Annotated in this window: 14 protein-coding genes and 2 pseudogenes; 12 read left to right on the forward strand and 4 right to left on the reverse strand. The window is 70.1% G+C overall.

Going from position 1 to position 22,572, the window contains the following annotated elements; genetic code table 11:
* Positions 1–45: 45 nt before the first annotated feature.
* Positions 46–1,739: pseudogene (gene araB, locus M2266_RS01110) on the reverse strand (ribulokinase).
* Positions 1,740–2,114: 375 nt separating this feature from the next.
* Here araB and M2266_RS01115 point away from each other — a divergent pair.
* From M2266_RS01115 to mmsB, 7 genes and pseudogenes are all read left to right on the forward strand, one after another.
* Entirely contained in the window at positions 2,115–3,473 is a 1,359-nt protein-coding gene (locus tag M2266_RS01115) for a polysaccharide lyase family 1 protein (protein ID WP_277436360.1), read from the forward strand.
* Between the two features lie 110 nt (positions 3,474–3,583).
* Positions 3,584–4,108: a SigE family RNA polymerase sigma factor gene (locus M2266_RS01120; RefSeq protein ID WP_277436361.1), complete on the forward strand. Its 525-nt coding sequence runs from the start codon at positions 3,584–3,586 to the stop codon at positions 4,106–4,108.
* Positions 4,108–4,956 (forward strand): hypothetical protein, encoded by an 849-nt coding sequence (locus M2266_RS01125; protein WP_277436362.1) that lies wholly within the window; start codon positions 4,108–4,110, stop codon positions 4,954–4,956. Before M2266_RS01120 ends, M2266_RS01125 begins: the two co-directional genes overlap by 1 nt.
* A gap of 154 nt (positions 4,957–5,110) precedes the next feature.
* Positions 5,111–7,208, forward strand: a pseudogene (locus tag M2266_RS01130) (pectinesterase family protein).
* Positions 7,209–7,581: 373 nt separating this feature from the next.
* Positions 7,582–8,637, forward strand: a complete 1,056-nt coding sequence (chvE, locus tag M2266_RS01135) for a multiple monosaccharide ABC transporter substrate-binding protein (RefSeq protein ID WP_277436363.1) — start codon at positions 7,582–7,584, stop codon at positions 8,635–8,637.
* Between the two features lie 139 nt (positions 8,638–8,776).
* Complete coding sequence (mmsA, locus tag M2266_RS01140; RefSeq protein ID WP_277436364.1) at positions 8,777–10,324, forward strand: multiple monosaccharide ABC transporter ATP-binding protein; 1,548 nt, start codon at positions 8,777–8,779, stop codon at positions 10,322–10,324.
* Positions 10,325–10,327: 3 nt separating this feature from the next.
* Entirely contained in the window at positions 10,328–11,581 is a 1,254-nt protein-coding gene (gene mmsB, locus M2266_RS01145) for a multiple monosaccharide ABC transporter permease (protein ID WP_277436365.1), read from the forward strand.
* Between the two features lie 83 nt (positions 11,582–11,664).
* On the opposite strand, the gene M2266_RS01150 is transcribed toward mmsB, so the two are convergent.
* Positions 11,665–12,678, reverse strand: coding sequence for a LacI family DNA-binding transcriptional regulator (locus M2266_RS01150; RefSeq protein WP_277436366.1), 1,014 nt, complete (start codon positions 12,676–12,678; stop codon positions 11,665–11,667).
* A gap of 116 nt (positions 12,679–12,794) precedes the next feature.
* Between M2266_RS01150 and M2266_RS01155 the strand changes: the two genes are divergently transcribed.
* Positions 12,795–14,066, forward strand: coding sequence for an FAD-binding protein (locus M2266_RS01155; protein ID WP_277436367.1), 1,272 nt, complete (start codon positions 12,795–12,797; stop codon positions 14,064–14,066).
* A 54-nt stretch (positions 14,067–14,120) separates the two neighbouring features.
* Here M2266_RS01155 and M2266_RS01160 read toward each other — a convergent pair whose 3' ends face one another.
* Positions 14,121–15,137 carry a LacI family DNA-binding transcriptional regulator gene (locus M2266_RS01160; protein WP_277436368.1) on the reverse strand — a complete coding sequence of 339 codons (1,017 nt, stop codon included), beginning with the start codon at positions 15,135–15,137 and terminating at the stop codon, positions 14,121–14,123.
* Between the two features lie 251 nt (positions 15,138–15,388).
* Here M2266_RS01160 and M2266_RS01165 point away from each other — a divergent pair, with 251 nt between their 5' ends.
* The 3 genes from M2266_RS01165 (at position 15,389) to M2266_RS01175 (ending at position 17,812) form a co-directional block, all read left to right on the forward strand.
* The gene (locus tag M2266_RS01165; protein ID WP_277436369.1) at positions 15,389–15,982 is read left to right on the forward strand and encodes a hypothetical protein; all 594 of its coding nucleotides are present in this window, start codon (positions 15,389–15,391) and stop codon (positions 15,980–15,982) included.
* 10 nt (positions 15,983–15,992) lie between these two features.
* Complete coding sequence (locus M2266_RS01170; RefSeq protein WP_277436370.1) at positions 15,993–16,268, forward strand: hypothetical protein; 276 nt, start codon at positions 15,993–15,995, stop codon at positions 16,266–16,268.
* Between the two features lie 503 nt (positions 16,269–16,771).
* Positions 16,772–17,812 (forward strand): DUF1996 domain-containing protein, encoded by a 1,041-nt coding sequence (locus M2266_RS01175; RefSeq protein WP_277436371.1) that lies wholly within the window; start codon positions 16,772–16,774, stop codon positions 17,810–17,812.
* A 119-nt stretch (positions 17,813–17,931) separates the two neighbouring features.
* Here M2266_RS01175 and M2266_RS01180 read toward each other — a convergent pair whose 3' ends face one another.
* Positions 17,932–20,958 (reverse strand): discoidin domain-containing protein, encoded by a 3,027-nt coding sequence (locus tag M2266_RS01180; protein ID WP_277436372.1) that lies wholly within the window; start codon positions 20,956–20,958, stop codon positions 17,932–17,934.
* A 301-nt stretch (positions 20,959–21,259) separates the two neighbouring features.
* On the opposite strand from M2266_RS01180, the gene M2266_RS01185 reads away from it, so the two are divergent.
* Positions 21,260–22,558 carry an ABC transporter substrate-binding protein gene (locus M2266_RS01185; RefSeq protein WP_277436373.1) on the forward strand — a complete coding sequence of 433 codons (1,299 nt, stop codon included), beginning with the start codon at positions 21,260–21,262 and terminating at the stop codon, positions 22,556–22,558.
* Positions 22,559–22,572: the final 14 nt, after the last annotated feature.

Genomic DNA, 22,572 nt, shown 5'->3' on the forward strand with positions numbered 1-22,572 from the left:
GAGGTCGTTCCTGGAATCGGTCATGAAAGCGGCCTTCCGTGCGCGTCAGTTGGCGGCAGAGGTGCTGGACTCGTTGCGCAACTCGCGCAGCCGGTGCAGCACCCCGCGGTGCTCGCCGCCGAGCAGGTCGTGCAGGGCGCGGTACTCGGCGAACAGCCGGTCGTACGCGTCGGCACGGGCGGCGTCCGGCAAGTACCGGTCCTCGTGCACACGCCCCATCACCTCGGCCGCGGGGCCTGGACGCTGTCGTAGGCCCCGGCCGCCACCGCCGCGTGGATGGCGGAGCCCAGCGCCGGCGCCTGCTCGGAGACCGCGATGCTCAGGGGGCGGCGCAGGACGTCCGCGTAGATCTGCATCAACAGCGGGTTCTTGGTGAGGCCGCCGGCCGCGGTGAAGCGCGTGACGGGCACGCCGGAGTCCTCGAAGGCCTCGACGATGACGCGGGTGCCGAAGGCCGTCGACTCGAGCAGCGCCCGGTAGATCTCCGGCGGTCGGGTGGCCAGGGTGGCACCGACCAGTACTCCGGACAGCCGGTGGTCGACGAGGACCGAGCGGTTGCCGTTCCACCAGTCGAGCGCCACGAGGCCGTGCCCGCCGACCGGTTGGTCCGCTGCCAGCCGGGACAGCAGCGCGTGCACGCTGACGTTCTCCGCGGCGGCCTGTTCGTGGTAGACGGGCGGTACGCCGTGCTCGACGAACCAGCCGAAGATGTCGCCGACGCCGCTCTGTCCCGCCTCGTAACCCCACAGCCCGTCGACCACTCCCCCGTCGACCACCCCGCACATGCCGGGGACCTCGGCGACCTTCTCGCCGTTGAGGATGTGGCAGGTGGAGGTGCCCATCACGGCGAGCATCTCGCCGACACCGGCCGACCGGGCCGCCGGGGCGGTGACGTGGGCGTCCACGTTGCCGACCGCGACGGCGATGCCCTCCGGGAGTCCCGTCCAGGCGGCGGCCCCTGCCGTCAGGCCACCGGCCCGGCCGCCCAGCGGGGAGAGCGGGTGCTCCAGCCGGGTCTGGGCGAAGTCCGCGAAGTCGGGGTTGAGGGCGCCCAGGTACTCGGCCGTCGGGTAGCCGCCGTTCTGGTGGATCCCCTTGTAGCCGGCCGTACAGGTGTTGCGGGTCTCGACACCGGTGAGCTGCCAGACGATCCAGTCCGCCGCCTCGATCCAGCGGTCGGTGAGCCGGTAGGTGTCCGGGTCCTCCTCCAGCACCTGGAGCGCCTTGGCGTACTGCCACTCGGAGGAGATCAGGCCGCCGTAGCGGGCGATCCAGCCCTCACCGCGCTCGTGGGCCAGCGCGTTGATCCGGTCGGCCTGACGCTGGGCCGCGTGGTGCTTCCACAGCTTGGGCCACGCGTGCGGCCGGGCGGCGAGCTCCGGGCGGAGGCAGAGCGGGGTGCCGTCGGCGCCGGCGGGAAGGCAGGTGGAGGCTGTGAAGTCGGTGCCGATGCCGATCACGTCGCCGGGATCGATCCCGGCGGCGGCGATGGCTTCGGGGACGGCTCGCCGGATCACGTCCAGCCAGTCCTCTGGATGCTGCAGCGCCCAGTCCGGCGGGAGCGGCGCGTCGGTGCCGGGCAACCGGTCGTCGATCACCGCGTGTGAGTACGCGTGGACGGCGCTGCCCATCTCGGCGCCGTCCGAGACGCGGACGACGACGGCGCGGCCGGAGAGCGTGCCGTAGTCGATCCCCAGGACATAGCTGGGCCGAGAAGAATTGTTAGCGTTAACACTCATGGGTCGCGCTTTCCGTTCAAGATGGTGAGGCCGTGGGGTGCAACGGGTGGGGCTGGTCTCCGACGCGCGGCCGGCCACCCCGGAATGTTGCACCGAGGTTACCGACCCCCAGAGTGTGAGCGTTAACAAGAGGTGGCGTCAATGCTCCGCGCTGGTCACAAATCGACAACGGGCGCGGTTCCCGGGAACCCCGGCGCGCTCCCCACCGCAACCCGGCCGCGGTAGCGCCAGAGTCCGGCCGCGGTCCCGCGGCAGCTCCTGTTCCTCCACCGGGCGGCGGCACCGAAAAAAATCCCACGTACGGCGGCAACCTTCCCTGCGGCGGCGGCCACTGAAGAGGCGAACCCTCTCTCCGCACCGAAGGAACGACATCACGTGTCTGCCTCCTCGCACCGCCGCTCGCCGTCCCGACGCCTGATGGCACTGATCGGCGTCGCCTCCCTGGCGGCCGCCGGCCTCGCCGTCGTACCGCTGACCATGGGCGCCGGCGCGGCCTCCGTCGACCTCGCGCACGCGGCCCTGCCCGCCAAGGACGGCTGGGCCGCCGACGGCTCGGGCACCACCGGCGGCCAGGCCGCCGACACCGCCCACACCTTCACCGTCTCCACCAGGGCCCAGCTGGCCAAGGCCCTCAAGTCCGGCCCCACCGGCGCCCCGCGAATCATCCAGATCAAGGGCGTCATCGACGCCAACACCGACGACTCCGGCAAGGCCCTCGGCTGCGTGGACTACGCCGCCGGCACCGGCTACTCGCTCAGCACCTACCTCAAGGCCTACGACCCGGCCACCTGGGGCCGCGGCAAGGTGCCCAGCGGAGCGGCGGAGTCGGCGCGCGGCGCGGCGCAGGCCCGGCAGGCCGCGCGGGTGGTCCTGACGGTTCCCTCCCGCACCACGATCGTCGGCGTGCCCGGCACGGGCGCGGCGATCACCGGCGGCAGCCTCCAGGTGAAGAACGCGGACAACGTCATCATCCGCAACCTCAGCCTCACCGACACCCGCGACTGCTTCCCCCAGTGGGACCCGACCGACGGCTCGACCGGGAACTGGAACTCCGAGTACGACGCGCTCACGGTGCGCGGCTCCACGCACGTGTGGGCCGACCACAACACCTTCGGCGACGGCCCGCACTACGACAAGGCGAACCCGTCGTACTTCGGGCGCGAGTACCAGGTCCACGACGGCGCCCTGGACATCACCAACGCCTCCGACCTGGTCACCGTGGAGTACAACCGGTTCACCAACCACGACAAGACGATGCTCATCGGCAGCAGTGACAAGGACACCAAGCTGCGGGTGACGCTCCACCACAACGTCTTCCAGGGCATCGTGCAGCGCGCCCCGCTCGCCCGGGTCGGCCAGATACACCTGTACGACAACTACTACGACACCGCGACGCTCAACAACTACACCCACAGCTACAGCATCAACTCCCGGGCCAAGGCCCAGGTCGTGGCGCAGAACAACTACTGGGCCCTGTCCGGCGGCCGCAAGACCTCGCAGCTGCTCAGCGGGGACGGCACCGGCTCGGTGGCGGGCAGCGGCAACCTGGTCAACGGCACCGTGACCGACCTCGTCGCGGCATACAACGCCGAGCACTCCTCCAAGAAGATCAAAACGGCGGTGAACTGGACGCCGAAGCTGACCGCGGGTCTGGAGCCCGCCGCCGGGCTGCCCGCGGCACTCGCGAAGAAGGCCGGCGCGGGCGTCCTGACCTCGACGGGAGGCACCTCCTGACGCTGGAGCGGCCGTCCGGCGGCCCACCGGGCCACCCGCGGCCGGCGGTTGCTAAGCTGCCGCCTCCACTTATGTGAACGCTCACATTTCCTGAAGAGGTCGCCACGGACATGCTTCTCGAGGACGCATCCGCCGAGTTCCACGACTTCTTCGAGCGCCACTACGCCGAACTCGCCCGCCTCGCCCATCTCCTGACGGGCGAGGCGGACGCGGCGGACGACCTCGCCGCGGACGCGCTGACCGCGCTCTGGCACCGCTGGGACCGGGTGCGGAGCGCCGACCACCCCCTGGCCTACGCCCGGGGCGTGGTGTCGAACATGGCGCGCAACCGCATCCGCGGCGCGGTCCGTGAGCGGCGGCGCGTCGCGTTGTTCTGGTCCCGGCACGACGACCGGACGGAGGACCCGGACATCGCGGCGGTCGTGGACGTCCGCGCCGCACTCGGCCGGCTTCCCTTCCGCAAACGCGCGTGCGTCGTGCTGCGGCACGCTCTCGACCTGTCGGAGAAGGACACCGCCCTCGCGCTGGGAATATCGGTCGGTACGGTGAAGAGCCAGACCTCCAAAGGCCTGGCGGAACTGGAACGCACCCTCAGCGGACGGGCCGCCGAGGCACTCGCGGGGAGGAGGAGCTGATGGACGACGTACGCAGTCAGCTGCGGCGGGCCGCATCCGCCCACCAGCCGGACCGGGCGCGCATGCTCGCCCGCGTCCAGCGCGGCATGCTCGCCTCCCCCGACCCCGCCGACCCCGGCCCGGCCGGTGCCCGCACCGCCCGGCACCGCAACCGGATCGCCCCGTCCTGGCCGAAGGTCGTGCTCACCACCCTGGTGACCGCCGCGACCCTGGCCGTCGGAGGGCTCGCGGTGGGCGCCGTCGTCAGGAACCACGAACCGCACCAGGAGTCCACCGTCGGCGGCCCCGGGACGCCGCGATCCCCCTCCCCCGGTTCCCCGTCGCCGAACGGCGCCGGACCCGGGCAGCCGAGCCGCACCGCACCACCGCCCTCCAGGACCGGCCGGCCCACCACGCCGTCCAGCACACCCCGGCCCGGCCACACGACCGCCACCCCGCCGAGCCGTCCGCACACCGAGGACGGACCCCTGTGGGCCGACGGATCCGTCGATCCCCACAGCAACACCTTCTGGGCCCAGAGCAACGTCACCCTCAAGACGCGCACGACCCTCACCGCGCTGAGCGTGGAACTGCGCATCGCCCAGACCGGCGGTGTGCACAGCACCGACAGCTGGCGAACCCTGCCCGCCGACGACTTCACCCTCTCCGTACGGGAGGACGACGACTGGCTCGTCTACCACTGGACCCTCAAAGCGGGCAGGACCGTCCCGGCGGGACAGCACACCTTCGCCGGCCAGTACAACCACACCGCGGGCGGGCGGGACGCCAGGGCCGACAGCTATCGGATCGAGGCCGGCACGGCGGACGGAAAGCCCGCGGTCTGGGGCGACTTCGCTCGCAGCACCTGAGCAGCGACGGCCGCCGCCAGGGCGTGTCGTCACATGGGCGGTGTCCGCCCGGAGGGCGGGCCCGTAATTCCTGGCGGGCGCGGCAACCTTTGCGGCCGTGGTGGTGACTGGTGGGTGCGACACCCACCAACGAACCCCCAGGGCAGATGAGGTCATGGAAAGCACTCAGCACAAGGCACGCCACCGCAGGCGCCGACTCGGCTTGATGATCGGTCTCCCGGTGGCGCTGACCACCGCTGTCGGCGTGACGTACGGAGCGGCCTTCGGGGCGTTCGGTGACGACGCGCAGCCGAAGGCGGCCGCGGCCACCACCACCCCGGCCTGGGCCGGCGCGAGCGCGGACGGCTTCGCCTCGGTCAACGCGCTGGGGCAGAACGGCACGTACGGCGGCCGCGGCGGCGCGATCGTCACGGTACGGAGCCTGGCCGACCTGGAGAAGTACGCGACCGCCACGAAGCCGTACGTCATCGTCGTGGCGGGGACGATCACCATGACCCCCAAGGGCAAGGAGATCAAGGTCGCCTCCGACAAGACGATCGTCGGCTCGGGAACCGCGGGCCAGATCGTCGGCGGAGGGTTCTTCCTCGGTCAGGGCGTACACAACGTGATCATCAGGAACCTCACGATCCGCGACTCGTACGCCGGCACGTGGAACGACAAGGAGCACGACTGGGACGCCATCCAGATGGACGGCGCCCACCACGTCTGGATCGATCACAACGATCTGCGCAACATGGCCGACGGGCTGATCGACAGCCGCAAGGACACCACCTATCTGACGGTGTCCTGGAACCGGTTGACGCACGACAACAAGGCCTTCGGCATCGGCTGGACCGAGCACACCACGGCCGACATCACGATCCACCACAACTGGTTCCACGAGACCCAGCAGCGCAACCCCTCCGCCGACAACGTCGCGCACGCGCACCTGTACAACAACTTCCTCCAGGACGACCCCGGCACGTCCATCACCGCGGCCTACGGCAACTACGCGCGCGGCAGGACGCGGATGGTGCTGGAGAACAGCTACTTCGAAGGCCTCGCCAACCCGGTCATCAAGGACCCCACCGCCGCCCTCGTGCAGCACGGCAACCTCTTCGTGCACACCAGCGGCCGCAACGAGAACGGCGGGACGGCCTTCGACCCCAAGGCGTACTACGCCTACACCCTCGACCCGGCCACCGCCGTCCCCGCGAAGGTGAAGTCCGGCGCCGGCCCCCGCTCCGCCATCGGCACCGTGTCCGCCGTGTCCGCCACCCCCTCCGCTCCCGTGGCCACGGCCCCCCGCCCCCGCAGCCACGACCGCCTTCACCGTCGCCAAGGACGGCTCGGGCCGGTACCGAACCGTGCAGGCCGCCGTCGACGCCGCTCCGGCGAACAGCGCCTCCCGGATCGTCATCGCCATCAAGCCGGGCACTTACCGGGAGACGGTCAAGATCCCGTCGAACAAGCCGCACCTCACCCTGCAGGGCACCGGCGGCAGTCGCCAGGACACCGTCATCGTGCAGAATCACGCCTCAGGAACCCCCAAACCGGGTGGAACCGGCACCTACGGGACGGGCGGCAGCGCCACCGTCGCCATCGAGGCCGATGACTTCGAGGCCCGCAACCTCACGATCTCCAATGACTTCGACGAGAAGGCCCACCCCGGGATCAGCGCCCAGGCGGTGGCGCTGCGCACCGCCGCCGACCGGGTGGTGCTCGACACCGTGAGCGTCACGGGCGACCAGGACACCCTTGAGCTGGACGCCGCCGGGAAGAAGCCCGGCCGGGTCCGCGTCACCAACTCCGAGATCGTGGGCAACGTCGACTTCGTCTTCGGCGGGGCCACCGCCGTGATCGACCGGTCGGTGCTCACCCTCAAGAAGCGGTGGGACGGGAGCTCGGGAGGCTGCGTCACGGCGCCCAGCACCGCCGCCGGCCGCAAGGGCTTCCTGATCACCCGCTCCACCATCGACGGCGCCGTCGCGCCCGGGGGCTTCGCCCTCGGCAGGCCCTGGCACGCGGGCGGCGACGCGTCCCTCGACCCGCAGACTACCGTGAGCCACTCGACGCTCGGCAAGCCCGTCAGTGCCGCCCCGTGGTCCGATATGGGCGGCTTCTCCTGGAAGGACGACCGCTTCGCGGAGTACGGGAACACCGGCCCCGGCGCGGGCGCCGAGGGCCCTGACCGCCCGTACCTGACCAAGGCGCAGGCGGCCGGCCAGGAGATCGACGACTGGCTGGGCGACTGGACGCCCGCCGGTTCGTAAGCTCTGTGCGCGGACGTCGCGGGGCGCCGTACCGGCTGCGGTCGGCGCCCCGCGACGTCGTGCGATGCGAAACGGTGACCCAAGGGCCCTTGACGCCCTTTCTGTTAGCGTTAACACTGCTGTAACGCCAGGCCAGCGACATGGCCAGGCCGGGCACCGGCGGGCTTGCCAACAGCCACCGGGCCCCTGTCGGCCGAGACCGATCCGAGCGCGGTCCCCGCGCCCTCATCGCACCCCGCCGGCCACGGGGACTCGACCGGTCCGAGGACACCGGGGTCACGCGGAGGCCGTACACGAGCCCCGCCGGCCACGGCACATCACTGGAGGAAGTGTGCGGAAGATATCGACAGGCCTCGCCCTGGTTGCGCTAACAATGGTGTTGGCCGCCTGCGGGCAGGCCGCCAACGGCGTTGGCCCCCATGCGAAACACGCTGACGCCAAGGGTGGCCTGGTGGGTATCGCGATGCCCACGAAGTCCTCGGAACGCTGGATCAACGACGGCGCCAACATGGTCAAGCAGTTCCAGGCCAAGGGGTACAAGACCGATCTCCAGTACGGCGACAACGTCGTGGAGAACCAGGTGTCCCAGATCGAGAACATGATCACCAAGGGCGCCCGGCTGCTGGTCGTCGCCGCCGTCGACGGCTCGTCGCTCACCGATGTGCTGCAGAAGGCCGCGGACGCCGACATCCCGGTGATCTCCTACGACCGGCTCATCCTCGGCACCAAGAACGTCGACTACTACGCGACCTTCGACAACTACAAGGTCGGCGTCCTCCAGGGCACCTACATCGCCGACAAGCTCGGTCTCAAGGACGGCAAGGGCCCGTTCAACGTCGAGCTGTTCGGCGGTTCTCCCGACGACAACAACTCCCCGTTCTTCTTCCGGGGCGCGATGAGCGTGCTCAAGCCGTACATCGCCGACAAAAAGCTCGTCGTCCGCAGCGGTCAGACCAACTTCAACCAGGTCGCCACCCTGCGCTGGGACGGCGGACTCGCGCAGTCCCGGATGGACAACCTGCTCAGCAAGTCCTACACGTCAGAGCGGGTCGACGCGGTGCTCTCCCCCTACGACGGCATCTCGATCGGCATCCTGTCGTCGCTCAAGGGCGTCGGTTACGGCGGTGCGGGCAAGGACCTGCCCATCGTCACCGGCCAGGACGCCGAACTGGCGTCGGTGAAGTCCATCATCGCCGGCGAGCAGACCGAGACCGTCTCCAAGGACACCCGCGCCCTCGCCAAGGTGGCCGTGCAGATGGGTGACGCGGTGCTCAGCGGCGGTAAGCCCCAGGTCAACGACACCAAGCAGTACAACAACGGCAAGAAGGTCGTACCGGCCTTCCTGCTGCAGCCGGTCAGCGTCGACAAGGACAACTACCGCAAGGTGCTGGTCGACACCGGGCAGCTCTCCGCCGCTCAGCTCAAGTAGCCGGCTCCGGGGAGCTGCTCCCCGACCTGTCCCCGACCTGTTCCGCGGCGGCCCAAGGCCGGGCCCCCGGAACGCTGGTGAGGGCGGCCCGGCCTACCAGGCCGACCGCCCCCGCCACCGACCCGAACGGATGCACATCATGGCCGGACCCGTCCTGGAGATGCGTTCGATCAGCAAGTCCTTCCCCGGCGTCAAAGCGCTCTCCGACGTCAACCTGAGCGTGGCGCCCGGCGAGGTCCACGCCGTCTGCGGTGAGAACGGCGCAGGCAAGTCCACCCTGATGAAGGTGCTCAGCGGGGTGTACCCGCACGGCACGTACGAGGGCGACATCCTTTTCGAGGGTGAGCCGTGCGCGTTCAAGGACATCCGGGCGAGCGAGCAGCGCGGCATCGTGATCATCCATCAGGAACTCGCCCTGGTGCCCTACTTGTCCATCGCGGAGAACATCTTCCTGGGCAACGAGCACGCCTCGCGCGGCATCATCAGCTGGCACCGCACCCTCACCCACGCGAAGAAGCTCCTGCAGCGGGTGGGTCTGCACGAGAACCCGCAGACCCGGGTCGCGGACATCGGGGTGGGCAAACAGCAGTTGGTCGAGATCGCCAAGGCGCTCGCCAAGGAGGTCAAGCTCCTGATCCTGGACGAGCCGACGGCCGCGCTGAACGACGAGGACAGCCGCAAGCTGCTCGACCTCATCCTCGAACTCAAGGCGCAGGGGATCTCCTGCATCATCATCTCGCACAAGCTCAACGAGATCGCCCGCGTCGCCGACTCCGTCACCATCCTGCGGGACGGCCGGACCATCGAGACCGTCGCCGTCGGCACCGAGGGCATCTCCGAGGACCGGATCATCCGGGGCATGGTCGGCCGCGACCTCGACCACCGCTACCCCGAGCGCACCCCCGACATCGGTGACGTCGCCTTCGCCATCGAGGACTGGACCGTCCTCCATCCGATCGACCACCAGCGCAAGGTGGTCGACGACGTCTCGGTCCATGTGCGGCGCGGCGAGATCGTCGGCGTCGCCGGCCTGATGGGCGCCGGCCGTACCGAGCTGGCGATGAGCGTCTTCGGCCGCTCCTACGGCCGGTACACCGGCGGGCGGGTGCTGCTCGACGGGGTCGAGATCAGGACCCGTACGGTGCCGGAGGCGATCGGGCACGGCCTCGCGTACGTCACCGAGGACCGAAAGCAGCTCGGGCTCAACCTGTCCGAGGACATCAGCCGGAACATCTCGCTGAGCGCGCTGGGAAAGGTCTCCCGGCGCGGCTGGGTCAACGAGCACGAGGAGACGCGGGTCGCGGAGAAGTTCCGCGCCTCGATGAACATCAAGGCGCCCTCGGTGTTCGCGGAGACCGGCAAGCTCAGCGGCGGCAACCAGCAGAAGGTCGTCCTCAGCAAGTGGATCTTCTCCGAGCCCGACGTGCTGATCCTCGACGAGCCCACCCGCGGCATCGACGTCGGCGCGAAGGCCGAGATCTACTCGGTGATCGCCGACCTGGCCGCCCAGGGCAAGGCGGTCCTGGTCATCTCCTCGGAACTGCCCGAGCTGCTCGGCCTGTGCGACCGGATCTACACCATGGCCGAAGGCCGGCTCACCGGCGAGGTGGACCGCACCGACGCCACTCAGGAATCACTCATGCGCCTCATGACCGTGAGCGCGGCAACCCAGAACGAGCAGGTGTGACGCATGGCCCAGACACAGACCTCCGGCATCGAGCCGAGCACACCCACCGACGGTAAGCCGACCGGCCCCACGGGTGCCGGCAGCGGGGTGGGGCAACAGCTGGTCCAGGCCCTGCGCGGCAACATCCGCCAGTACGGCATGCTGGTCGCGCTGGCGCTGATCATCGTGCTCTTCCAGATCTGGACCGACGGCACCCTCCTCAAGCCGCTCAACGTCACCAACCTGATCCAGCAGAACAGCTACATCCTGATCCTGGCCATCGGCATGATGATCGTCATCATCGCGGGCCACATCGACCTGTCGGTCGGCTCGCTCGCCGCCTTCGTCGGGGCGGCCGCCGCGGTGATGATGGTGAAACACGACGTGCCCTGGCCGGTGGCGCTCGTCGTCGCCCTGCTGATCGGCGCGGTCGCCGGCGCCTGGCAGGGGTTCTGGATCGCCTACGTCGGCATCCCGTCCTTCATCGTCACGCTGGCCGGCATGCTGCTGTTCCGCGGTGGCACCCAGATCCTGCTCCAGGGTCAGTCCGTGGCCCCGTTCCCGCGCGGTTTCCAGAAGATCAGCAGCGGCTTCATGCCGGAGGTCGGCCCGTACACCGACTATCACAACCTGACCCTGCTGCTCGGCATCGCCGTGCTGGCGATCGCGGTGTTCCAGGAGTTCCGCGGCCGTCGCCAGGCCGCGAGCTTCGGGCTCGACCTGCTGCCGGTGGGCTTCTTCATCGCCAAGCTGGTGGCCATCGCCGCCGCGGTGACCGTGTTCACCCTGACGCTCGCCAGCTACCACGGCTTCCCCATCGTGCTGCTCATCCTGGGCGCCCTGCTGGTCGGCTTCGGCTACCTGATGCGCAACTCGATCCTCGGCCGCCACACCTACGCGATCGGCGGCAACGAGCCGGCCGCCCGGCTGTCCGGTGTGAAGAGCAAGCGCGTCGTCTTCCTGGCGTTCGTGAACATGGGCGTCCTGGCCGCGCTGGCCGGCATGGTCTTCGCGGCCCGGCTCAACGCCGGTACGCCGCAGGCCGGTATCAACTTCGAGCTGGAGGCGATCGCGGCGGCCTTCATCGGCGGCGCCTCGGCCTCCGGCGGCGTCGGCACCGTCCTCGGTGCGATCATCGGCGGTCTGGTGCTCGGCGTGCTCAACAACGGCATGTCACTGGTGGGCATCGGCACCGACTACCAGCAGGTCATCAAGGGCCTGGTGCTGTTGGCGGCCGTCGGCTTCGACGTCTACAACAAGCGCAAGGTCGGCTCCTGACCTGACGCCTTCCCCACGTGCTGCGCCGCCGGCCCCCGAGAGCAGTTCTCGGGGGCCGGCGGCGTATCGGCACGGCGCGCGGCTCAGATCACCGGGGTCGTCGTGCTGCCCCGCACGATGAGCTGAGGTTCGATCACATGGTGCGGGATGCCGGTACGGTCGCCGCCCTCGATCCGGTCCAGCAGCAGCCGGATGCTGGCCCGGCCGACCGCGGCGAAATCCTGCCGGACGGTCGTCAACGGGGGCGCGAAGAACTCCGCCTCGGGGATGTCGTCGAAGCCGGCGATCGCCACGTCCACGGGGATCCGCACCCCCGCCTCCCGGAAGGCGCGCATGATACCCAGGGCCATCTGGTCGTTGGCGGCGAATACCGCCGTCAGATCGGATCCCCCGGCACCCCGGCGACCGACGCGGCCGGCGAGTTCCTGACCGGCGCGGTAGCCGGAGAGCGGGCTCCAGTCGCCGATCAGCGGCGGTGGCACCTCGGCGCCCGCCGCCTTCAGGGCCGCCTGCCACCCCGCCAATCGGGCCGCCGCCTCCAGCCAGTCCTGCGGGCCCGCCACGTGCCAGACGGTGCGGTGGCCGCACCCGAGCAGATGGTCCGTGACCAATCGGGCGCCCAGGTTCTGATCCACCGACACGCTGGGGATCTCCAGGTCGTGGCCGCCCTCGACGGTCACCACCGGGAAGGGGTGGCGCAGCTCGAACAGCGCGGCGGCCGCCTCGCGCTGCGGGGTGATCACCACAGCGCCCTCCACACCCCACTCACCGAGGTGTTGCAGCGCCTCGGTGAGGCTGAGCCGGCTGAGCGCCCGCCCGCTGACCGTCGAGACCATGTACCCCTCGGCCCGGGCCGACTCCGCCAGCCCCGCGACGGTGCTGGCCGGGCCGAACAGCGTGGTGTCCGCCGCGACCACACCCAGCGTGCGGGTGCGCCGGGTGGCCAGGGCCCGTGCGGTGGAGTTGCGGCGGTAACCGAGCTCGTCGATCGCCTTCTGTACCCCCGCCCGGGTCACCTCGCGCACGTTCGGGTGGCCGCTGAGCACCCGGGACACGGTCTGGTGCGAGACCCCGGCCAGGTGGGCGACGTCCGCCATGGTAGGGAGACGGGTGTCGTCGGCAGGCCGTGGCACGGACCCTCCTGGTGCTGACACGATGAAGAACGAATGTAATTGTTAACGATAACAAAGTTGCCCGATCAGAAAGACGAGCGATGATGACTTCCCCGCCGATCAACTGGGCCGGCAACGTGACGTTCAGGGCCCGACAGGTGCACAGCCCGTCCTCGGTCGAGGAGCTGCGGCAGATCGTGGCCTCGTCGCAGAGCATTCGCGCGCTCGGGACCGGGCACTCCTTCAACCTCGTCGCGGACACCGAGGGCGATCTCGTGCGCCTGGACGGCCTGCCGCCCCGGATCGACATCGACCGCCGCGCTTCAACCGTGACCGTCGCCGGCGGACTGCGGTACGCGCAGGTCGCCCGAGAGCTGCACCAGGAGGGCTTCGCCCTGGCGAACATGGCGTCGCTGCCGCAGATCTCGGTCGCGGGAGCCGTCGCCACCGGCACGCACGGCTCGGGGAACGGCCTGCGCGGCCTGGCCACGGCCGTGGCGGGGCTGCGCCTGGTCGGTCCGGGCGGCCGGCTGACGGAGCTGCGCCGCGAGAACCCGCAGGACCAGCTTGCCGGGGCCGTGATCGGGCTGGGTGCCCTCGGCATCGTCACCGACCTCACCCTCGACATCGAGCCGTCCTACGACGTCGCCCAGTGGGTCTACGACGGGCTCTCCCTCGACCGGCTGTCGGACGGTTTCGACGAGATCTCCGGCGCCGGCTACAGCGTCAGCGTGTTCACCGACTGGCACGCGGACGCCGCCCAGATCTGGCTCAAGACGCGGACGGACCGGCCGGGCGCCGGACGCCCCGGCGACCGTTGGCTCGGAGCCCGGCCGGCCGACGGCCCGCGCCACCCGATCCCGACCATGCCCGGCACCTGGTGCACCGTGCAGTCGGGCATCCCCGGGCCGTGGCACGAACGGCTCCCCCATTTCCGGCCGGACTTCACCCCGAGCAGCGGAGCGGAGCTGCAGTCCGAGCTGCTCCTCCCGCGCGCGGCGGCCCGCGAGGCCTTCGTGGTCCTGCGCGACCTGGGCGACCGCATACGTCCCTGCCTGCAGATCTCGGAGGTCCGCACCGTCGCGGCGGACGACCTCTGGCTCAGCCCCGCCTACCGGCAGGACTCCGTAGCGCTGCACTTCACCTGGAACGAGGACACGGCGGCGGTCCTGCCGGTCCTCGCCGCCATCGAGAACCGCCTCGTACCGCTCGGGGGCCGGCCCCACTGGGGAAAACTGACCACCCTCGTACCGGAGGACGTCATCGGCCGCTACGAGCGCGCCGGCGACTTCGAGAAGCTGATGGCCCAGCACGATCCCGCCGGGGTCTTCCGCAACGGCTTCGTGGACGACCTGTTCCCCCGTACGTCGTAGCCCGTTCCGTTCCTCCCGTGCGCGCTGCGGCACACCCACGGGAGGAGCCCGCGCTCAGCGGGACGGGGCTGGGCCCGTGCTCCTGCGCAGCACCATCTCGGGGGGCACCAGGATGTGGTGGCGCGAGTGGCCGACGCCGGCCAGCTGCTCCACCAGGAGCTCCAGCGCGCGACGTCCCAGCTCGCCGAAGTCCTGGCGCACGGTGGTCAGCGGCGGGGAGAAGTAGGCGGCCTCGGAGATGTCGTCGAACCCGATGACGCTGATGTCACCGGGGATCGCCCGGCCCGACTCGTGCAACGCCCGGAGCAGGCCGAGCGCCATGTGGTCGTTGGCGCAGAACACCGCCGTGACCTCGGGGTCCGCGGCCAGCCCCAGCCCGGCCTCGTACCCTGAGCGGGCGCTCCAGTCCCCGCTCCGCACCGTGGGCACCGGCGCGCCCGCCGCCTCCAGCGCCCGGCGCCAGCCGTTCTGCCGGGCGGTGGTCTCCAACCAGCCGGGCGGGCCCGCGACATGATGCACCGTCGGGTGCCCGAGGTCGAGCAGGTGCCGGGTGGCCGCCAGAGCGCCCGACTCGTTGTCGATCGCCACCACCGGCACGTGGGACTCGCTGCCGGAGCCGACCGCGACCACCGGCACCACGGTCGAGAGTTTGCCGAGCGCGCTGACCGCCGACGTCTGCGGCGCGATCACCGCGATACCCTCCACGCCTTGGTCACGCAGCCGGTCCACGGCTTCCTGCACCGATCGGCTGTCCAGGGACCGCAGACTCGCCACACTGACGAAGTAGCCCGCGCTGCGCGCCGCCTGCTCGATCCCGTCGAGCATCGAGGCGGGCCCGTAGAGCACGCTGCCGAAGCTGACGACGCCCAGTGTCTGGGAGCGCCGGGTGACCAGGGCCCGCGCCGCCGAGTTGGGCCGGTAGTCCAGCTGGCGGATCGCGGCGAGCACCCGGTCGCGGGTCTCCTCGCGTACGTGCGAGGCCCCGTTGAGGACCCGCGACACCGTCTGGTGGGACACGCCCGCGACCCGGGCCACGTCCGCCATCACCGGCGGACGCGCTTCGGGATCCATCCGCCCGCTACCCACGTGTCAGTACCCCTCCTCGGCGATTCCCGGCGGCCGCCCGTCCTGGGGCGACCTTCGTACGGTCACTGGGGAAGAGTCTATTTGTTCGCGATCACAGAACAAGGCACGAACCCGCGACGGTGTGAGCGCCGACTGGGGTCGGTCCGAGCCTGGTTCGGCACCTACCCGGGAAGGGCGCCGCTACCGCTACCATGATCATCTCGGCGGATCTGCCGAGTTCGTTCCTTGGGGGAATCTTGCGTTTCCAGTACACCGTCGCGGCCTGCGCCGCCGCGCTCGCCGTCCTGATCGTCCCGCTCGCCGCCACGCCCGCCGCGGCCGCCCTGCCGACCACCTCGGACACCGTGACGGAGCACGAATTCTCCGGGCACATGGACATCGGGTGGCGGGTCCAGCCGTACCGGCTGGACCCCATTCAGATCACTCTGAAGGACACGGCGACGGACGGCTACTCCATCGGCATCCGGCTGGTCACGTACGGCGAGAACGGCAAGATCATCTGGAAGTTGCGGACCATCCCGGCCGGCCAGGACACCGCCTACTGGACGACGTACGCCGAGCCGGGCGGTTACATCAGCTCCGGCCTACTTCGACGTCTGCAAGATCAAGGTGAGCACCGGCACCCTCTGGTCCTGCGAGTCCTCGAGGGTGATGAACGCCCCGTTCGACGACTCCTCGGTGAGTCGACTGGGCTGAGCACCGACACCACCCTGCCACGCGAAGGGGGCGCCCGCTCATCCGGGCGCCCCCTTCCGCATGCCCTTACGCGGCGCCGGCCCGCCTGCCGCGAGGACTCCGCCCCCGCTCGCCGGGATGGGCCGGGAGTGTGACAGTGGAGAGATGAGCTGGGCGTCGTGGACAACCACAGGAGTCTTCGCCGGGCGCGGCGGGGTGCGCACCGATGAGGTGGGGATCCTGACGGGCGACCTGTCCGTGCACACCACGTGGACCGGCGACGAGGCACGCATCGCCGTGCAGTACAGCGGCTCGTCGGACTGGTTCACCATGACGGGCAGCCCCATCCCCTGCCCGTCAGAGGCGGAGAGTCGGAACCTGCACGACGAGGTGGTCGAAGCGGTCCGCGCCGGCACGGCCGCGACCGTCCCGCCGCACTGACCGCCGACACCGTCCCCCCGCACCGACGCCGGACACCGGCACGGCGGCCGGTCCCTGACCCTCGGAGCCCTGACTTCCGGGGCCAGCCCCCCAGGCCCAGACCCTCAGGCCCAGACCCTCGGGTCCCGACCCGCAGGCCCTGACCCTCCGGCCCTGATCCTCGGGCCCTGACTCCCATGCTCTGACCCCCAGGCCGTGGACCGCCGTGGACCTCAGCCGCCGAACCTCAGCCCCCGGTCCCCCGCAGGGGCTGAGTGGGCTGTCCGCAGCACTCCGTGCGACGAACGATCACGGCCTTCCGCCCCGACGGTGGCGGAGAGCGCTCCCCCGCCGGGGTCCGCCGTCACCCCGCCAGGGGTCCCACCCCGGGGACCAGTGGCACATTTCCATCGAATAAGTCTCTTTCTGCCGGTGAGTTCACCTTCTATTGACATGTTCGCGCGCCCGGCGAAACACTGTGGGCGCTTTCGGAGAGCGCTCTCCCGCATGTCTAGGAGGCCCGCATGGTTCGCAAGTCCAAACTCTTCTCCGGTGGTCTGATCGCCACCGCCGCCGCGCTGGTCGCGTTCGGGTTGAACACGGTCGGCGCCACCGCCACCCCGACCGGCGACCCCGCCGCTCGGGCGGCGTCCCACCTCGGGCACACCGCCGCCATGATGGCGGCGCCGGCCGGCACGTATGTGCTCGCCGATCCGCAGGTCACCGGGGTCGTCCCATCCCAGGCGACCCCGCCCAACCGGTACTTCCACGAGTTCCAGGCCAACTGCTCGGTCACCCGCAACATCCCCGACGACCCGATCGTGTACCCCGGTCAGCCCGGCGCCTCGCACGACCACACCTTCATGGGCAACACCACGACGGACGCCAACAGCACCCAGGCCTCGCTCAACGCGGGCGGCACCTCGTGCAAGGCGCCCGGCGACAAGAGCGGCTACTGGATGCCGACGCTCTACAACGGCAGTCAGGTCATCAAGCCCATCGGCCCGCAGGTCATCTACTACAAGACCAACCTGATCGACTACACCAGTGTCCGTCCGTTCCCCAAGGGCCTGCGCTTCGTCGTCGGCAGCCCGATGGCGACCGCGGACCAGTTCCGGCAGGACAAGGGCTATGTGGCGGGCTGGGAGTGCGGTGACAGCTACCACAACATCGACTTCCCCGTGACCTGCACGCCGGGGAGTCAGCTCAACATCCGCTACCAGGCGCCCAGTTGCTGGGACGGCAAGTACCTGGACACCCCCGACCACAAGAGCCACATGGCCTACCCGGTCAACGGCCGCTGCTTGGCGGACCACCCGGTCGCCCTGCCGATGATCGAGTTCAAGATGGCCTTCCCGGTCTCCGGGGACATGTCCCGGGTCCACCTCTCCAGCGGCAGGGCCTTCTCGTTCCACTACGACTTCTACAACGCGTGGGACGCGCCGACCCTGGGCGCCCTCGTCAGCCACTGCATCGTCGGCGGCCTGCAGTGTGACGCCCGCGGCTACGACCAGACCCACCCCGAGGCCGGCGCCGCCCTCAACGACCAGTACGTCCTCCCGTAGCACCCGCACCACACCCCCCACAGCGCCTCTCCGAACGCAGCGACAGCACTCGGCCGGCCCGGTAACCCACCGGGCCGGCCGAGGTCGTCGCCGTTCCTCTCACGAGCCGCCGACAGCCGTCAGCCGTAGACGCCGAACTCGTACAGCGAGTAGCCGTACGTGGTGCCGCGCTGCGTCAGGTTCAGCCGTACGTAGCGGCCGGACGCGTTGACGGTGAGGTCCTCGATCCCGCCGGTTCCGGCCGTCGTGGAGTACGCCGTGTTCCAGTTGGTCCCGTCGGTGGACGTCTGGATCTGGTACGCCTTGCCGTAGGCGCCCTCCCAGCCGAGTTGCACGTGGTGCAGCGCGGTGACCTGGCCCAGGTCGACCTGGACCCACTGCGGGTCGCTCCACTCGCTCGCCCAGCGGGTGTCCCACTTGCCGTCGGTGGTGTTGGACGGCGGGAAGGGCGCGCCGTTGCCCTGTGACTGGTAGGTCGACGCCGTGGTGGGCTTGCCGAGGGCGACGTTGGTGCCGTTGACCGGCGGGGCGGTGACCCGGAAGGACTTGGTCTCGATGCCCACGTTGCCGTGGCCGTCGAAGGCGTAGACGTAGACCTTCCACACACCCAGCGTCTTCGGGGCCGTGACGGTGAAGCGGCCGTCGCCGGTCTGGGTGAAGGTGACCTGCTGGAAGCCGGTGTTCCCGTCGACGTACTTGCTGGTGTACATCAGCTGGTAGCGCAGTGCGTCACCGTCGGGGTCGGAGGTGGTGGTGCTGACGGTGAAGGTGCCGCCCGCCGGCACCGTCGTGGTGTTGCCGAGGCTCATGGCGTTGATCACGGGTGGGGTGTTGGCCTGCGGGGTGCCGCCGTAGTCCTTGGCGACGGAGTAGTAGGCGAGCCGCTTCCAGCCGCTGGGGCGGACGTTGAACCAGACGCCGCCGAAGTCGTTCTCGTTGCCGTAGTGGAAGAGCGTGGCGCCGAGCGCGACCCCGGTGTGGCCGGCGATGCAGTTCCAGGCGCTCAGGTAGCCGTCGCGCTTCTGGAGGTCGGTGGGCTCGGTCGGCACGCCGTTGGCGTCGTTGGGCACCTCCCACTCGCCGGCCTCGCCGGACTCGGTGACGATGTACGGCTTGGTGTAGCCGCCGTCGGTCCAATTCTTCTTCACGTCGCAGACCGCGCCGTAGGAGTTGACGGCGTACAGGTCCAGGCTCGGGGTGCTCGCCTTGTAGTACGCCCAGGCTCCGGTCCAGGCGTCGGTGGAGGTGACCGGGTGGTTGGGGTCGATCGCGTGGATCGCCTGGGTCACCTGCTCGACGAACTGGGCGTAGGCGACGCGCTGCTGCTCGATCGCGGCGCCCGTGTAGTGGTCCTGCATGGTGAGCAGCACCTCGTTGCCGACGTCCCACATCAGGACACCGGGGTGGCTCTTGTAGGTGGTCACCCATTTCTTGATGTCGGCGAGGGTGTTCGCCTTGTACGCGGTGTCGTTGACGTAGTCAGCGCCCTGGTTGAGCCAGAAGCCGTTGATGACCTTCAGACCGTAGGCGGAGGCACTGTCCAGCAGCGCCTTGCTGCCCGCGTCCGTGCCCCAGTCGCGCAACGTGTTGACACCCATCGACCGCAGGTCGCGCAGGTGGGCGTCGGCCGTGTCGTTGGAGGGCCCCCAGGTGATGCCCTTGACCTGGTACGGAGCGCCGTTGACCTTGAGCTGCCAGTTGCCCTGGCCGCCGGTGACGTGGACGTCACTGGCGCCGGTGGGCACCGGCGGGTCGGTGAGCGGCGCGGGCGCCGGACCGGTGATCTGGGAGACGGTGACCTGGCCCACGCTGAGCGTGCCGCCGGAGCTGGTGGCGGCGTTCGGGGAGGTACAACCGCAGACGCCGTTGGGGTACGAGCCGCCGATCGACAGGTTCAGGGAGAGGAAGAAGCCGTGGTGCACGGCCGCGTTCCAGGTGCTGACCCCGGTCTGGGACTCGTTGACCTGCCAGATCTGCTTGCCGTCGAGGTACCAGCGGATCTGTTCGTCGGACTTCGAGCGGTCGATGATCTCGGAGTAGGTGTGGAAGCCGGTCTGGCAGCCGATGCAGCTCGCCAGGCCGCTGCTCAGGCCGCCGTACTCGTCGCAGTTGCCGCCGGGGGCGGTGCCGCAGTGCAGGGTCGCCGCCTGCTGGCTGCGGCCGTGGACGTCGGCCATGATGTCGGTCTCGCCGACGGCGGGCCAGGCGGCGGGGTTGCCGCGGTAGCCGGCGCCGGTGGCGCGGAAGGACGGCCAGTAGCCGATCGCGTTGGCGGGGTTGGGCTGCTTGATGGTCGCGGAGATCTGCAGCTGTCCGCCGGCGGGTGCGGCGAAGTCGCTGCGCTGGGTCTCGATGCGGCCCGAGGTCCACGCGTCGCGGTTCCTCAGCGCGGTGATGTTCAGGTTTCCGCTGCCGTCGAGGCCGACGTTGGCGGTGGAGTCGGACGCGGTCTCCACCTCGCCGGTGCCCCAGTTCGCCGGGCCGCCGGGGTAGGACGTGCCGGTCCGGGTGATCCAGTTGGCGGCGGAGGGCGAGGTGTTGGCCGCGCCGGTGAAGTCCTCGTTCCACACCGTGGTCCAGTCACCGGCCGGGGGGTCGGTGGGCGGGGGGTCGGTGGGCCCGCCCCCGGCGCCGTAGACCTGGAACTCCCACAGCGAGTAGCCGTAGCCGTTGACCCGGGCGGTGCCGTACATCCGCACGTAGCGGCCGGTGGCCGAGACGGCGAGGGTCTCGGTGCCGCCCGCGCCGGTGGTCGTGGAGTAGGGCGTGGTCCAGGTGGTGCCGTCCACGGACACTTGGATCTTGTACGCGGTCGCGTGGTTCTCCCACTTCAGGACGACCTGGCTGATAACCGACGAACTGCCGAGGTCGACCTGGAGCCACTGCGGGTCGCTCCACGCGCTGGCCCAGCGGGTGCCGTTGTCGCCGTCGACCGCGGCGGCGGCTGCCAGGCCGCCCCCTTCGGCGGACGAGGCGAGCGCGGGCCTGCCCTGCGACAGCAGAACGGGAGCGGCGGCGTGCGCGCGGCCGGCCGGTATGACCAGCGCGTACAGCGCGAGACACAGCGCGATCACGAGAGGGGTGGTCAGTCGGAGTGCGGGAGGGAGGCCGCCGTGCCGTGCGGCGGCGCAGGGGGGAGGTCGCATACCGGGAGTCCTGTCCGGGACGTGGGGGTGAGAGCTGGGAGAGCGCTCTCTGAGTGGAGTGATGGTTTCCTTCACGTTTCCGGAGTGTCAAGCGCTGTGACGGATCGGGCGTCCTGAGGATGCTCCACCTCCGTGTTTTGTCACGCTTTCGGGCACTGCGGAGACCAGGACGTTGATTTACCGCTCCGCATCCGTCGCGAACCCTTGACAGCCACGCCCCTTCGGCAGGAATCTACGCCAGCGGGAGAGCGCTCTCCCGACCCCGACGCCGCTCTCCCTCCCCAGCCACCGAGGACCCACCATGCGCGAGACCCTCACCGGACGCACCACCCGGCTTACCGCCGTCGGCGCCACGCTCGCGGGCGCGCTGCTCGTCACCGCCTGCGGCGGCAGCGGCGCCAAGCCCGCGGCCGACAGTCCGGACGCCAAGATCACGCTCACCGTCAACCTCTTCTCCGACTTCGGCTACAAGGACCTCTACGCCCAGTACCACCAGTTGCACCCCAACATCACGATCAAGGAGAACCGCGCCGACATGGGGGCGCACCACCAGAACCTGCACGCACACCTGGTGGCCGGCAGCGGCACCGCCGACATCGAGGCCGTCGAGATCGGGCAGATAGCCGGCTTCCAGGGGCAGGCGGGCAAGTTCGTGAACTTCCTCGACCACGGCGTCGACAAGAGCCAGTGGGTTCCGTCCAAGACCAAGCCCGCCGGCAGCAAGGACGGTTCGTCCCTGTACGGCCTCGGCACCGACATGGGCGGCATGGCGCTCTGCTACCGCAGCGACCTCTTCAAGAAGGCGGGCCTGCCCACCGACCGCGACCAGGTCTCGGCGCTGCTCACGGACTGGAACGCCTATTTCGCCGCCGGCAGGCAGTTCCTGGCCAAGAGCCCCGACAAGAAGGCCAAGTGGTTCGACGCGGGCAGCAACGTCTTCTCCGCCATGGCCGCGCAGTCCCCGCAGGGCTTCTACGACGAGTCGGGCAAGGTGATCGCCGACTCCAACCCGGCCGTCAAGCAGGCCTTCGACCAGGTCGCCGGTGCCGTCAAGGACGGCGAGTCCGCCGGGGTCGCGGCCTTCACGCCCGCCTGGGACACCGGATTCCAGAAGAGCCAGTTCGCCACCGTCACCTGCCCCGCGTGGATGAGCTACGAGTTCAAGGCCAACCCGCCCGCCGACGGCGGCACGTGGGACATGGCCAGGATCCCCGGCGGCGGGGGCAACTGGGGCGGTTCCTACCTGACGGTGCCGACCCAGAGCAAGCACACGGCGGCCGCCGTCGAGCTGGCCAAGTGGCTCAGCGCGCCCGCCCAGGAGGCGTGGCTGTTCAAGAACAAGGGGTACTTCCCGTCCGACCAGGCCCTGTGGAGCCAGCCGGACATCGCCTCGTTCACCGACCCGCTGTTCAACAACGCCCCCACCGGCAAGATCTTCTCCGAGTCCGCGAAGGCACTGAATCCGCAGCCGCTGGGCGCGCACGGTGGTGACATCGGCAACGTCTTCGGCAACGGCCTGGTCTCCGTGGAGCAGGGCAAGGCCACCCCGGACAAGGCCTGGAAGAACTCGCTCGCCGAGATCGCCAACATCGGCGGCTGATCCGCCCGGCCTCC

It is taken from the genome of Streptomyces sp. SPB162, from assembly GCF_029504575.1.
Lineage (GTDB): Bacteria > Actinomycetota > Actinomycetes > Streptomycetales > Streptomycetaceae > Actinacidiphila.